11 protein-coding genes and 1 pseudogene are annotated in these 13,639 nt (G+C 71.6%); 9 read left to right on the top strand and 3 right to left on the bottom strand.

Going from position 1 to position 13,639, the window contains the following annotated elements; translation table 11 throughout:
* Positions 1-12: 12 nt before the first annotated feature.
* From ACVDFE_RS01310 to ACVDFE_RS01300, 3 genes are all read left to right on the top strand, one after another.
* Positions 13-180 carry a DUF3117 domain-containing protein gene (locus ACVDFE_RS01310; protein WP_065914675.1) on the top strand — a complete coding sequence of 56 codons (168 nt, stop codon included), beginning with the start codon at positions 13-15 and terminating at the stop codon, positions 178-180.
* Between the two features lie 165 nt (positions 181-345).
* Positions 346-1,764 carry a leucyl aminopeptidase family protein gene (locus ACVDFE_RS01305; RefSeq protein ID WP_458429299.1) on the top strand — a complete coding sequence of 473 codons (1,419 nt, stop codon included), beginning with the start codon at positions 346-348 and terminating at the stop codon, positions 1,762-1,764.
* Between the two features lie 78 nt (positions 1,765-1,842).
* A complete protein-coding gene (locus ACVDFE_RS01300; RefSeq protein ID WP_458429298.1) occupies positions 1,843-3,441 on the top strand; it encodes a hypothetical protein in 1,599 nt (532 codons plus the stop codon).
* On the opposite strand, the gene ACVDFE_RS01295 is transcribed toward ACVDFE_RS01300, so the two are convergent.
* Entirely contained in the window at positions 3,423-4,316 is an 894-nt protein-coding gene (locus ACVDFE_RS01295) for a LysR family transcriptional regulator (RefSeq protein WP_458429297.1), read from the bottom strand. The genes ACVDFE_RS01300 and ACVDFE_RS01295 overlap by 19 nt on opposite strands.
* A gap of 52 nt (positions 4,317-4,368) precedes the next feature.
* On the opposite strand from ACVDFE_RS01295, the gene ACVDFE_RS01290 reads away from it, so the two are divergent.
* Positions 4,369-5,616 carry an MFS transporter gene (locus ACVDFE_RS01290; RefSeq protein WP_458429296.1) on the top strand — a complete coding sequence of 416 codons (1,248 nt, stop codon included), beginning with the start codon at positions 4,369-4,371 and terminating at the stop codon, positions 5,614-5,616.
* A 1,328-nt stretch (positions 5,617-6,944) separates the two neighbouring features.
* Here the strand turns inward: ACVDFE_RS01290 and glgA are convergent.
* Positions 6,945-8,096 (bottom strand): glycogen synthase, encoded by a 1,152-nt coding sequence (gene glgA / locus ACVDFE_RS01285; RefSeq protein WP_360386206.1) that lies wholly within the window; start codon positions 8,094-8,096, stop codon positions 6,945-6,947.
* 88 nt (positions 8,097-8,184) lie between these two features.
* On the opposite strand from glgA, the gene glgC reads away from it, so the two are divergent.
* Entirely contained in the window at positions 8,185-9,399 is a 1,215-nt protein-coding gene (gene glgC, locus ACVDFE_RS01280; protein ID WP_360386208.1) for a glucose-1-phosphate adenylyltransferase, read from the top strand.
* Between the two features lie 243 nt (positions 9,400-9,642).
* Here the strand turns inward: glgC and ACVDFE_RS01275 are convergent, their stop codons facing one another.
* Positions 9,643-10,275 (bottom strand): O-methyltransferase, encoded by a 633-nt coding sequence (locus ACVDFE_RS01275; RefSeq protein WP_360386211.1) that lies wholly within the window; start codon positions 10,273-10,275, stop codon positions 9,643-9,645.
* 219 nt (positions 10,276-10,494) lie between these two features.
* Between ACVDFE_RS01275 and sigE the strand changes: the two are divergent.
* The 4 genes and pseudogenes from sigE to tatB all read left to right on the top strand — a co-directional run bounded on the left by sigE (position 10,495) and on the right by tatB (position 13,601).
* A pseudogene (sigE, locus tag ACVDFE_RS01270) lies at positions 10,495-11,075 on the top strand (RNA polymerase sigma factor SigE).
* The gene (locus ACVDFE_RS01265) at positions 11,072-11,614 is read left to right on the top strand and encodes an anti-sigma factor (RefSeq protein ID WP_360386214.1); all 543 of its coding nucleotides are present in this window, start codon (positions 11,072-11,074) and stop codon (positions 11,612-11,614) included. The pseudogene sigE and the gene ACVDFE_RS01265 overlap by 4 nt, the downstream one beginning before the upstream one ends.
* Before the next feature lie 65 nt (positions 11,615-11,679).
* Positions 11,680-13,206, top strand: a complete 1,527-nt coding sequence (locus ACVDFE_RS01260; protein WP_360386217.1) for a S1C family serine protease — start codon at positions 11,680-11,682, stop codon at positions 13,204-13,206.
* A 17-nt stretch (positions 13,207-13,223) separates the two neighbouring features.
* Entirely contained in the window at positions 13,224-13,601 is a 378-nt protein-coding gene (tatB, locus tag ACVDFE_RS01255) for a Sec-independent protein translocase protein TatB (RefSeq protein ID WP_360386219.1), read from the top strand.
* Positions 13,602-13,639: the final 38 nt, after the last annotated feature.

The raw sequence follows: 13,639 nt of genomic DNA, 5'->3' as shown, positions 1-13,639 counted from the left end.
AGGGAGCACGCGATGGCGGCCATGAAGCCCCGGACCGGCGACGGTCCCCTCGAGGTCACCAAGGAGGGACGCGGCATCGTCATGCGCGTGCCGCTCGAGGGTGGTGGGCGCCTCGTCGTCGAGATGTCGGCGGACGAGGCCAGCGCCTTGGGCGACGCGCTGAAGGCCGCCGCCGGCTGAGGCACCCGGCGAGAGAAGCACGTGAAGCCCCGGTTTCCACAGTGGAGACCGGGGCATCGCTTGTTGCAACCAGGGGCGGGGGCGAACGGCCGCGCCGCTGGGTGAGAATGAGCGGTCCCTGATGCACAACGAGAGGTCCAGGTCGTGGGGTCGACGGTTCCGGCAGTGCCAACCAAGCTCGTGGACGTCGAGGTGGCCGTGACGCCGCGGCGCGGCGTGCCGGCGGTCGTGCTCGCGGGCACCGGTCCCGCGCTCGGTCCGGGTGGCGAGGGCATCGACACCGCCGACCTGACGGGCAAGGCCGGCGAGGCGGTCCGCCACCGGGCCACCGGCACGTGGACGCTCGGTGTGGGCACCGGAACGCTCAGCGACTACCGCACGGCCGGTGCGGCGCTCGTGCGCGCGTTGGGCGGTGACGACGCTCCCAAGACCGCCGACGTGCTGCTGACCGCCGACTTCGACGCCGACAAGGTGCGGGCGTTCGTGCTGGGCGCGGCGCTCGGCGGCTACCGCTTCAAGGTCACCGGCGAGGAGGCGCCCCGCCGGGTCGGCTCGCTCCGCCTGGTGACGCCCGACCAGGGCTTCGAGGAGGTCCTGACCTCCGCCGCGCTGAAGGCGCACGCGCTCGCGACGGCCACCGCGCTGACCCGCGACCTCGCGAACACGCCGTCCAACGTCAAGGACCCGCGCTGGCTCGCGACCACCGCGGCCAAGCTCGCCGACCGGGTGCCCGGCCTGTCCGCCGTCGTGCGCGACGAGAAGTGGCTGGCGCAGCAGGGCTTCGGCGGCGTCCTCGCCGTGGGCGGCGGCTCGTCCCGCCCGCCGCGGCTGGTCGAGCTGACCTACGACGGCGGCACCGGCCCGCACCTGGTCTTCGTCGGCAAGGGCATCACGTTCGACACCGGCGGCATCTCCGTGAAGCCGGCCGACGGCATGCACCTCATGCGCACCGACATGGCCGGTGGCGCCGCGGTGATCTCCGCGCTGCTGGCCGTGGCCCGGCGCGGGTTGCCGATCAGGGTCACCGGCCTCGTGCCGTGCGCCGAGAACCACGTCTCCGGCTCGGCGTACCGGCCGGGCGACGTCGTGCGGCACTACGGCGGCGCCACCACCGAGGTGCAGAACACCGACGCCGAGGGCCGCATGGTGCTCGCCGACGCGATGGCGTACGCGGTGAAGACGCTCAAGCCGGACCTCGTCGTGGACGTGGCGACGCTGACCGGTGCCATGAAGGTGTCGCTCGGCCTGCGCACGGGCGGCCTGTTCACCGCTGACGACACGCTGGCCCGCACCGTGGTCGACGCGGGTGCGCGGGTGGGGGAGAAGTGGTGGCGGATGCCGCTGCTGGAGGAGCACGTCGAGGCCGTGACCAGCGAGATCGCCGACTACCGGCAGTGCCCGCCCGGTCCCGGCGGCATCACCGCGGCGCTGTTCCTGCAGAAGTTCGCGGGCGACGTGCCGTGGGCGCACCTCGACATCGCGGGTCCGGCGCGGTCGGAGAAGGTCTACGAGGAGGTCGTCGCGGGCGCCACGGGCTTCGGTGCGCGAACCCTCGTCGAAGTTGCTGAACATTTTTCGCGTTAGTAGCCGATCGGCCCGTTCGAGACGGCGGTGTGCCACGGCATGATGTCAGCTCCTTCACAACGCCGTAGAGGAGCGCTCGTGTTACTCCGCCTGGCACTCGCCGTCTCGTTGCTCCTGACCGCGCTGACCCCCGCCGTGGCGAGCACGCCGTGGTGGGAGCCGGTGGCCCGGCCCGCGCAGGACTCGCAGATCGGGGTGACCGGCGAGCCGTTCCGCGGGACCGACGGCCAGGGCCGGGTGCGCGGCCTCGTCGACGCGCACAACCACCTGATGACCAGCGAGGCGTTCGGCGGCCGGCTGATCTGCGGCGCGCCGTTCGCCGAGGGTGGCGCGCCGGAGGCGTTGCGGGACTGCCCCGAGCACCACCCCGCCGGGCTCGGCGCGATCTTCGAGGCCGTGGTGACCTCGGACCTCGACGGCCACGACCCGGTGGGCTGGCCGACGTTCCGCGACTGGCCGTCGTACACGACCGTCTCGCACCAGCAGAACTACTACGCCTGGCTGGAGCGGGCGTGGCGCGGCGGCCAGCGAATCCTGGTGACGGACCTGACCAGCAACGCCGAGCTGTGCGTGATCTACCCGTTCAAGGACCGGCCGTGCGACGAGATGACGTCGGTGCGGCTGCAGGCCAAGCGCACGTACGAGCTGCAGGACCACGTCGACCGGATGTTCGGCGGCCCCGGCAAGGGCTGGTTCCGCATCGTGACGACGTCCGAGCAGGCGCGGTCGGTCGTGGAGCAGGGCAAGCTCGCCGTCGTCCTCGGCATCGAGACCTCGGAGCTGTTCGGCTGCCGCCAGCTCCTGGACCTCCCGCTGTGCGGCCGGGGTGACATCGACCGCGGTCTCGACGAGGTCTACGCGCTCGGCGTGCGCAGCGCGTTCCTGTGCCACAAGTTCGACAACGCCCTGTGCGGCGTCCGCTTCGACTCCGGCGTGCAGGGCGGCGTGCTCAACGCCGGCCAGTTCCTGCGCACCGGCACGTGGTGGCAGACCGAGCGGTGCAGGGGCCCGCAGCAGGACAACCCCATCGGCTTCGCCGGCCCGAACGCCCTGATCCCCGCCACCGTCGTCGCCCCGGCGTACGACCCGGACCGGCGCTGCAACGTGCGCGGCCTGACCGCGCTGGGCGAGTACGCGGTGCAGGGCATGATGCGCAGGCACATGATGATCGAGGTCGACCACATGAGCGTGAAGGCCGCCGGCCGCACGCTGGAGCTGGCCGCCGCCGCGCGCTACCCCGGTGTCCTGTCCAGCCACGGCTGGATGGACGCGCAGTGGACCGAACAGGTCTACCGGCTCGGCGGGTTCATCGCCGGCTACGAGAACGACCCCGACAGCTACGTCGCCCAGGCCGCCGCCACCGAGGCCCTGCGCCGCAGGTACGACGTGGGCCTCGGCTTCGGCTCCGACTTCAACGGCGTCGGCTCCCACCCGGCTCCGCGCGCCGGCGTGACCTACCCGTTCCGCAGCTACCCGGACGGCCCGCTGGTGGACCGGCAGAGGACCGGCGAACGCGTGTGGGACGTCAACACCGACGGCGGCGCGCACATCGGGCTGCTGCCGGACTGGGTCGAGCAGGTGCGGCAGCTCGGCGGTGACCAGGTCGTGGCGGACCTGCTGGGCGGGGCGGAGTCGTACCTGCGCACGTGGTCGGGGACTCAGCGCTGGACCTCGTGAGTGCGCAGGGCGTGCTCGCGGAACGCCCTGACCGCCGGTGGCAGCGGCTGGTCCGTCAGCCACGACAACCCGAACACCCGGCTCGACCGCGGCGTCAGCGGCAGCTCCCGCACGCCTGCCGGTGGCGTGAACTCGGGGTGGGGCAGCAACGCCACCCCGAGTCCCGCCGCCACCAGCCCGCGCACGGTCTCGGTCTCCTGCCCCTCGAAGGCGATGCGCGGCGTGAACCCGGCCGCCGCGCACAGGTCGTCGGTGATCTGCCGCAGCCCGTAGCCGTGCTCCAGGACGATGAAGTCCTCGTCCCGCAGGTCCGTCAGCCGCACCGCCCCGCGCGCGGCCAGCCGGTGCGCGGCGGGCACGACGACGATCAGTTCCTGCTCGAACAGCACCACCGAGGAGAACTCGGGGCCGGACGGAGGCGGGGCGACCAGCGCGAGGTCGATCTCGCCGGAGACGAGCTTGTCCACCACGCCCTGACGCGCGTCCTGGACCAGGCCGAACCGCACGTGCGGGTGCTCGGCGCGGAAGCCGCGGACCAGCTCCGGCACCACCGAGCGGCCGAGCATGTGCAGGAACCCGAGCACCACGCGGCCCTTCTCCGGGTCGAGCTCCTCCTCGACCTCGCGCAGGCCCGTCTCCAGCGCGGCCAGCGACCGGGTGGCGGCGTCGGCGAGCAGGCGGCCCGCGCGGGTCAGGCGGACGCGGCGGCCGGACCTGACCACTACCGGAGCACCCAGTGCGTCGCCCAGCTCGGCGAGCCAGCGGCTGACCGTGGGCTGCGGCAGGCCGAGGCGCTCCGCGGCACGGGTCACGTGCTCGTCGGCGGCAAGCGCTTTCAGCACGGCCAGCTTCGGAGCCAGCTCCAATTCGTCCACGGATTGATTCTGACGCATTTCCGTATTGGACGGATGCTTTAGCGTCGGAAGCATGACCAGGCTGACCGCGTCCATCGCCGCGTCCGGACTCGCGAGCTTCGCGCTGCTGTACGCGCCGCAGCCGCTGCTGCCGCTGATCGCGGACGAGTACGGGCTCGGGCCGGGCGGTGCGTCGCTGGCGATCTCGGCGTCCACGCTGGCGCTCGCGCTGGTGGTCGTGCCGGTCGCGGCGCTGTCCGAACGGATCGGGCGGCGGCCGGTGATCGTCGCGAGCGTGCTGCTGGCCGGGTTGGTCGGGCTCGCGCTGCCGTTCGCGCCGAACTACGACGTGTTCCTGGTGCTGCGCGTGCTGCAGGGCGCGGCGGTGGCCGGGGTGCCCGCCGCGGCCATGGCGTACCTGGCCGACGAGCTCGACGGCGGCGGCGGCCTCGGCGCGGCGATGGGCGCGATGATCGCGGGCAACAGCGCGGGCGGCATGCTCGGCCGGCTCGCGTCCGGACTGACCGCGGACTGGCTGGGGTGGCGCGGCTCGCTGCTGGCGGCGGGGATGTTCGGGCTGGTGGCTGCTGCCGTGGTGGTGTTCTTCCTGCCGCCGGCGCGCACCCGGCCGAAGCGGGCGCCGCGGGCGTTGAAGGCGGCGCTGCGCGACCCGGTGCTGCTGTCGCTCTACGCGGTGTCGGTGCTGCTGGTCGGGTCGTTCATCTCGTTCTACAACGTCGTCGGCTTCCAGCTCGGCGGGCCGACGTGGATCGAGTCGCTGGTCTTCCTCTTCTACGGCGTCGGCAGCGTGGCGTCGGCGTTCGCGGGCCGGTTCTCCGACCGGTTCGGCCGCGGCAGGGTGCTGCTCGCGTGCATCGGGGTCCTCGCGCTGGGCGCGCTCGCGAGCCTGGTGTGGGTGCCGCTCGGGCTGGCGGTCGTCACCGGCGGGTTCTTCGCCGCGCACGCCACGGCCAGCGCCTGGGTCGGTGCGCGCGCTCCGGAACACGCCCGCGGCCAGGCGTCCGGGCTGTACCTGCTCGGCTTCTACGTGGGCAGCAGCGTCGGCGGAACGGCGGGCAGCACGGCGTTCGGCGAGTGGGGCTGGGGCGGGCTGGTCGCCGTGGTCGTGGGCTGGCTGGCGCTCGCCGCGATGCTCGCTCAGAACTCCAGCGCGAGCGTGAGGCGCGCGTCGACCGGCATCAGCGCGACCTTGCCGAGCCGGGGCAGGTCGGGGTTGCCGTCGACCAGCCCCACCGAGACCGAGCGGGTGTCCGCCGGGATCTCCACCACGACCGCGAACGGCAGCGGGCCGCCGTCGTAGCGGGCACCGACCTGCGGTGCCGCCGAACCGTCCGGCAGGGTCACCGTGACCAGGTCCTTCGTCAGCAGGCCGCCCGCGGTGTCCGGCACGTCACCGGTGGCCTCCAGCCGGACCTCCAGCAGCGCCTTGTCGGGCGCGGAGGCCGTGGCGACGTCGTACTGGCTCGGACCGAGCTTCACCGGGCGCTGCCGGCCGAGCTTGACGCCGGTGACCTTCATGCCCATGGCGTTGCCGCCGAGCCGGAACTTCTGCGTCTGCTCGGCGAACTGCGCCGGACCGGCCGCGCGCAGCAGCACGGCGGGCGGGTTCTCGGCGCGCTTGCCGGACGGGACCTCGACCCGCTGCTCCAGCGACTTGGCGCCGAGCGTGCCCAGCGCGAGCGTCTCGGTGCCGGCCTGCGGGTCGGGCACGGTGTAGACGACGAACACCGAACCGTTGGCCGGCAGGCGGTCCTGCGGCAGCACCTGGCGCTTGCCGGGCAGCTCCAGCGCGAGCTCGGAGGGCTGCGGGGCGAAGCCCTGCCAGTTGGTGCGCAGGTAGCCGCTGTCGGTCTCGTTGAGCTTCTCGACCTTCATCCGCAGCACGCGCAGCCGGGAACCCGGCTCTGCGCGCACGGTGCCGTCGGAGGTGTGCCACAGGTCCGGGTTCGCCCAGCCGGTCACGGCCGTGGAGAGCAGGTCGTCGCGCACCCGCACGTCGACGTTGCCGAGCCCGAGGTCGGAGTTCGACCGCTTGCCGTCGTCGGGCAGCACGGCGAGGAAGTCCCTGCCCGCGGTCAGGTCCTGCTGCTTGGCCGGGTCGAACTGCTTGCCGTCGGTGCGGATCAGCGTGCCCACCGGGGAACTGCGGTTGCCGCTCTCGGGCACCTGCGGCGACTGGACCTCGAAGCGGACCTCGTCGTCGGTCTTGCCGACCTCCTTGAGCGGCACGGGCACCCAGTCGGTCGAGGCGCCGGTGCCGGGCACCTGCACCGGGCCGCACCACAGCCGCCGGTCCACCTCGGAGTCGACGCCGGTCTTGGCGAACCAGCAGCTGACCGCCGCGGCACCCGCCCGTGCCACGTAGCCGTACTCCAGCGTGAACGAGATCTGCGCCTCGGCCTCCGACTGCAGGTCGGAGGCGCCGGCGAGCTTCTTGCCGTCGACCGTGAGCGTGGGAGCGGGCGGGGCCGCCTTCGGTGCTGACGCACATCCGGCCGCCGCCAGGACGACCGCCAGACCCAGCACCGCACAACGCACAGTCCTCGCGCCCCTCACCAGTTGGAACCAAAAGTCACTACTGGTTAAAGGCGGCGTTCACACTTCAGGGTTGCCCCGGACGTGTGTGGCTCAAATCACACTGCGGTAGACCTCGACCGTCTGCTCCGCCATCGCGGCCCAGGAGAATTCCTGCTCAGCCCGCTTGCGGCCAGCCGCGCCGAACCGCTTGGCCCGCTCCGGGTCGGCGATGAGCGAGTTGATCGCCTCACTCAACTGCAGCCGGTAGGTCGACGGGTCGTGCTCGTCGTAGTGAACCAGGAGCCCGGTCTCACCGTCCGCGACGACCTCGGGGATGCCGCCGACGTCGGAGGCCACGACCGCCGTGCCGCACGCCATCGCCTCCAGGTTCACGATGCCGAGCGGCTCGTAGACCGACGGGCACACGAACACCGTCGCGTGGCTGAGGATCTGCCGGACCTCCGCGGGCTGCAGCATCTTCTGGATCCAGAACACGCCCTCGCGTGCCGCCGCGAGCTCGCTCACCGCGAGCCGGGTCTCCTCGGCGATCTCCGGGGTGTCCGGCGCGCCCGCGCACAGCACGATCTGCGCCTCCGGCGAGATCTGGTGCGCAGCGGCGACGAGGTGCCCGACGCCCTTCTGCCGGGTGATCCTCCCCACGAAAGCGACGATCGGCTTCGTGGGATCGATCCCACGGGACGTCAGGGCGTCCGTCTCGGCGACCGGGTGGTAGGCGACGGAGTCGATCCCGTTGCGGACGACGTGGACCTTCGCGGGGTCCAGCGCCGGGTAGGCGTCCAGGACGTCCGCGCGCATGCCCTCGCTCACCGCGATGACCGCGTCGGCGTGCTCGTAGGCGGTGCGTTCCGCCCACGACGAGATCCGGTACCCGCCGCCGAGCTGTTCGGCCTTCCACGGCCGGCGCGGCTCCAGCGAATGCGCGGTCACCACGTGCGGCACCCCGTGCAGCAGCTTCGCGAGGTGGCCGCCCATGTTGGCGTACCAGGTGTGCGAGTGCACGAGGTTCGCCGTGGACACCGCCGCCGCCATTTCGAGGTCGACGGCAAGTGTGGTCAACGCCGCGTTTGCGTGCTCCAAAGAATGGGGAGGGTTGTGCGCCGTGGCGTCTCCCCTGGGCGCCCCGAAACAATGCACGTCGACATCGACCAGCTCTCTGAGGTGCGGCACGAGGAATCCCACGTGCACACCAGCGCCGCCGTAGACCTCCGGCGGGTACTCCCGCGTCATGAGCGCAACTCGCACGCACCCACCGTAGATCACAGCGCGACACGGTGGGACGAACTGCTTTGCGTCTGGTTCGCGGACGATCGCCCGGATAGGGTCACGTGTTGTGAAGGGGCAGCCGCACGTCCTCGGAATTGTGCTTGCCGGTGGTGAAGGCAAGCGCCTGTGGCCACTGACGGCAGACCGCGCGAAACCGGCCGTGCCCTTCGGGGGCAACTACCGGCTGGTCGACTTCGTGCTGTCGAACCTGGTCAACGCCGGGCTCGCGAAGCTCTGCGTGCTGACGCAGTACAAGTCGCACTCACTGGACCGCCACATCTCGACGACGTGGCGCCTGTCCAATGTGCTCGGTCAGTACGTGACGCCGGTCCCGGCCCAGCAACGCCTGGGCCCGCGCTGGTACACCGGCTCGGCCGACGCGATCTTCCAGTCGCTGAACCTCGTCCACGACGAGAAGCCGGACCACGTCGTGATCTTCGGCGCGGACCACGTGTACCGGATGGACCCCGGCCAGATGATCTCGCAGCACGTCGAGTCGGGTGCCGCGGTGACCGTCGCCGGCATCCGCGTGCCGCGGACCGAGGCCAAGGCGTTCGGCTGCATCGACTCCGACGCCTCCGGCAAGATCACCCGCTTCCTGGAGAAGCCGTCGGAGCCGCCGCACGTGCCGGACGACCCGGACGTGACGTTCGCGTCGATGGGCAACTACGTCTTCACGACCGAGGCGCTGCTCGACGCGCTGCGCGGGGACGCGTTGAACCCGGACTCCGACCACGACATGGGCGGCGACATCATCCCGATGCTCGTCGACCGCGGCAAAGCGCACGTCTACGACTTCCAGGACAACGAGGTGCCCGGCGCGACCGACCGCGACCGCGGCTACTGGCGCGACGTGGGGACGATCGACGCCTACTACGACGCCCACATGGACCTGGTCTCCGTCCACCCGATCTTCAACCTCTACAACCAGCTGTGGCCCATCCGCACGGCGACGCCGCCGCTGCCGCCGGCCAAGTTCATCGCGGGAGGGTCCGCTGAGGACTCGATGGTCGGCCCCGGCGCGATCATCTCCGGCAAGATCCACGGCTCGGTGATCTCGTCGGACGTGGTGGTCGAGGTCGGCTCGGTCGTGCAGGGCTCGGTGCTGCTGCCGGGCGTGCGGATCGGCAAGGGCGCGGTGGTCCGGCGGGCGATCTTGGACAAGAACGTCGTGGTGCCCGACGGCGCGCTGATCGGCGTGGACGCCCCGATGGACCGCGAGCGCTACACCGTCTCAGCAGGCGGCGTCACAGTCCTAGGCAAGGGCGTCCGCGCCTACTAGCCCACACCCCTCTTCTCTTACACACCCCTTGCATGCGCCGATAACCCGCGCACGCGCGGATCGCACGAAAGGTCCCCGCGTGCGACAGGAGCGCACGAAAGGGCCCCGCGTTCCCCTCCAGAAGGCACGCGGGAGTCCCGCGTTCCCCTCCAGGGTCACGCGGGGACCCCACGTTCCCCTCTCCAGGGTCACGCGGGAGTCCCGCGTTCCCCTGAAGGGCACGCGGGGCCCCGCGTGACCGTCCTAGGGGCGGCGGGCGGCGACCAGGAGGCCGTCGCCCAGCGGCAGGATGACTGGAACGAGGCGCGGGTCCTCCCGGCACGAGCGCGCGATCTCGCGCATGGCCAGGGTCGACTCGTCCTTGACCTTCGGGTCGACGACCTTGCCGTGCCAGAGGACGTTGTCGAACGCGATGACGCCGCCGGGCCGCAGCATCCGCACCCCGTGTTCGAGGTACTGCGGGTACTCGGGCTTGTACGCGTCGACGAAGACGAGGTCGTAGGCCGCGTCGGTGAGACGGGGGAGGACCTCCAGGGCCTTGCCCATGATCAGGCGGGTCCGCGACGGTGAGATGCCGGCGGCGGCGTACGCCTCGCGGGCGGCGCGCTGGTGTTCGGGGGCGACGTCGATGGACGTCAGCACGCCGGACCTCGGCATCCCCGACAGCAGGTAGAGGCCGCTGGTGCCGGCGCCGGTGCCGATCTCGACGACGGCCTTCGCCTGCAGGGCGGCCGCGAGGAACCTGAGAGCGGCTCCGCCACCCGCGCCGATGGGCACGCAGCCCAGTTCCTCACCGCGTGCGCGCGCGGCGAGGTGCACGTCGTCCTCGGGGAGGTACTGCTCGACGTACTCCCGCAGGGCCGATTCCGGTGTCACAAGGACGAAGGCTAGTGCCACTTGTGCCCAAAACGGGTGAACGCCGCCCGAACCGAGATTCTCAGGGTGCTCTCAGCCAGCTCTCACGATCGTTTAAACCGCGCGGGAGAAGGTACAGGGGCAAGAAGCCAGGCTCTGGTCGGGAACAAGCCGGACCCGCCGTCCGTTGAGCCGCACAAGGGTCGCCGGGCGGCCCACATGGAGGTGCCGAAACACCTGATGCGCACGCAGTCGAGTTCGCCGGAGGCCGTCGCGCCCATCGAGACGGCCGACTGGACGCCGCCCTCGTGGGACAGCATTGTCCGCGAGCACGCGGACAGGGTCTACCGGCTCGCGTACCGCCTGACCGGCAACCAGCACGACGCCGAGGACCTCACGCAGGAGACGTTCATCCGCGTCTTCCGCTCCCTGGCGTCGTACAAGCCGGGCACCTTCGAGGGGTGGCTGCACCGCATCACCACCAACCTCTTCCTGGACATGGCACGCCGGCGCAGCCGCGTGCGCATGGAGGCGCTGCCCGAGGACAACGACCGCCTCGAGGGTGACGACCTGTCCCCCGAGGAGATCTACGACGAGAACCACCTCGACCCGGACCTGCAGGCCGCGCTCGACGAGCTCCCCCGGAGTTCAGGGCCGCCGTCGTGCTCTGTGACGTGGAAGGACTCTCCTACGAGGAGATCGGCGCCACTCTCGGGGTGAAGATGGGTACCGTGAGGAGCAGGATCCACCGGGGCCGCCAGGCCCTGAAGGTCGCTTTGGAACGCCGTCGTCGGGAATCGTTGCTGGAGGACTCTGCATGACCGACCTCCGTGGTTGGAGCCTGCCTGAGCAGCACCTGTTGCCGGATGCCGTGGTCGCGTTCGTGGACGGAGAGCTGTCCTCGGTCGCACACGAGCGAGCCTCTGCGCACATCCAGCGCTGCGGCTTCTGCGCGTTCGAGACCTACACGCAGCAGCAGGCGCGCGCAGCCGTGCGCACCGCGTCGGCGCCTACGGCGTCGGCCTCGCTGCTCGACCGGCTCGGCGCCATCCCGCAGGAGGTCGAGCTGCCGTCCGCACCGGACGGGCTCGCGATCACCGAGGACGGCCAGTTCGTCGCCGTTCAGCGCACCGACAAGCCCGCGTTCGGCTCCGGTCCCGTGCTGGGGTCGTCCAAGCCGCTGGGCAGCCAGGGCTGGTTCACCGGCCGCAGGGCCCGCCAGGGAGCGGGCGTCGTCGTGAGCGGCATGCTGCTCGGCGCGCTCGCGTTCGCCACCCCGGACGGCGAGCCGAAGCTGCCCGCGCAGCCGGCGCCCTTGATCCACCAGGACCTGACCGGCGCGCTCGTCGGCACCCGCTGACAGCTATTTCACCGCTCGTCAGGCAGGCTGTGGTTCAGCACTCCTAGCGGAAAACTCGGGGAGAGATGAGCCAGCAGTCGCCCAACGGCCAGACGCCCACACCTGTGTCCGGAGTGGACGACGGAGCACACCGCAGGCTGCGCCCGCGACCGCTCGTGCAGCCGCCGGTCGACCCCACCCACGCCACCGCCTTCGGCCGCCCCGCCGGTGTCGACGGCGCGTTCGCCGCGCGCACCGTGCAGGTTCCCCAGGTGCAGTCCGCGCCACCGCCACCCGAGTCGCTGGCCACCGCGTTCGGCCGCCAGGGCTCCGGTGAGCTGTTGCAGCGCCCGCCCGGCCACCAGCCGCACAGCACGCCCGACCCCGACGTCGACCCGGTCTTCTGGGACGGCAAGCCCGCCGCCGACCCGTGGCGCGACCCCGCCGCCGGTGCCGTCATCGGCCCGCCCGCCGTGGGCGAGGACCCGCCGGGAGAGCCGGAGAAGGCCCAGGAGCCCGGTCCCCAGCTGAGCGTCCCCGAGCTGCTGTTCGGCCGCCGCGTGAAGCCCACCGCCCTCGCCCTGCTGATGGTCGCCGCCCTGTTGGTCGGTTCCGTCGGCGGCCTCGTCGGCTGGCTGATCGGGCGCGCCGGCAACCCGCTGACCGACTCGACGGTCACCCTCGCCGAGGTCTCGGAGGGCAAGGAACGCCCGGCCGGTTCGGTGTCCGACATCGCCAAGCGCGTGACCCCGAGCGTCGTCTCCATCGAGTTCAAGGGTGCGAACGTCGCGGGCGTCGGTTCCGGCGTCGTCATCGAGAGCGGCGGCTACATCCTCACCAACGACCACGTCGTCGCCCCCGCCGCCGCGGACTCCTCGGCGAAGCTGAGCGCCGTGTTCACCGACGGCACCCGCGCCGCGGCCCGCGTCGTGGGCCGCGACCCGAAGACCGACCTCGCCGTCATCAAGGTCGAGGTGACGAACCCGACGGTGCTGCAGTTCGGCAACTCCGACGAGCTCCAGGTCGGTGACTCCGTGATCGCCGTCGGCTCGCCGCTGCAGCTGTCGAACACCGTCACCGAGGGCATCGTCTCCGCGCTGCACCGCCCCGTGACCGCCGCGGGCGAGAACGGCGGCCCCCAGGTCACCTACGACGCCATCCAGACCGACGCGGCCATCAACCCCGGCAACTCCGGTGGCGCACTGGTCGACTCGCGCGGTGCCCTCGTCGGCATCAACTCGTCGATCCGCACCGAGACCGGCGGTTCGGTCGGCCTCGGCTTCGCCATCTCCGGCAACCAGGCCCGCAAGATCGGCCAGGAGCTCATCCGCAGCGGCTCGGTCAAGCACGCCGACATGAACGTCAACGTCAAGTCGGTCTCCGCCGAGACCTCCGAGGGCGCCCAGGTGCAGAACGTCCCCGCCGGTGGGGCCGCGGCCACCGCCGGCATCCAGGAGGGCGACGTCATCACGAAGGTCGGCGACCGGATGGTCCGCAACGCCGCCGAACTGGTCGTAGCGGTCAGGGAACACGAAATCGGCGAAACCGTGCAGGTCGTGCTGGCGCGGCAGGGCCGTGAGCTGAAAATCGACGTCACGCTCAAGTCCGACTGACAAGTAGGCTGGGACCCGTGTTCGACAGCATCGGATGGGTCGAGATCCTCATCATCGTCGTCGCGGGTCTCTTCATCCTGGGCCCCGAACGCCTGCCGTCCGCGGCGGCCTGGCTGGGCAAGACGGTCCGCCAGGTCCGTGAGTACGCGACCGGCGCACGCGAGCAGCTCAAGCAGGAGATGGGGCCGGAGTTCGAACAGCTCCGCAAACCCCTGGAGGACCTGCGGGAGCTGCGCAACTTCGACCCGAAGCGCGCGGTGACGAAGCACCTCTTCGACGACCCGGAGCCGACGACGAAGGCGAACGGCTACCCGACGCCGCCCACTCCTCCCACCCCTGAGCAGCGCCCTCTGGCCCCCGGCGAACGCCCGCCGTTCGACCCGGACGCCACCTGACCCGAGAACGAACGAGGGGCCCCGCGTCACCGGACCGG

The sequence above is a fragment of the Lentzea chajnantorensis genome (genome assembly GCF_054300775.1).
The sequence above is the reverse complement of the archived record's forward strand: the minus strand, read 5'-3'. Positions and strand labels throughout refer to the sequence as shown.

What these genes read in the sequence shown, in the direction of transcription:
- ACVDFE_RS01310 (WP_065914675.1), top strand. Translation starts at nt 13, where the DNA reads ATGGCGGCCATGAAGCCCCGGACCGGCGACGGTCCCCTCGAGGTCACC.
- ACVDFE_RS01260 (WP_360386217.1), top strand. Translation starts at nt 11,680, where the DNA reads ATGAGCCAGCAGTCGCCCAACGGCCAGACGCCCACACCTGTGTCCGGA.
- ACVDFE_RS01265 (WP_360386214.1), top strand. Translation starts at nt 11,072, where the DNA reads ATGACCGACCTCCGTGGTTGGAGCCTGCCTGAGCAGCACCTGTTGCCG.
- ACVDFE_RS01290 (WP_458429296.1), top strand. Translation starts at nt 4,369, where the DNA reads ATGACCAGGCTGACCGCGTCCATCGCCGCGTCCGGACTCGCGAGCTTC.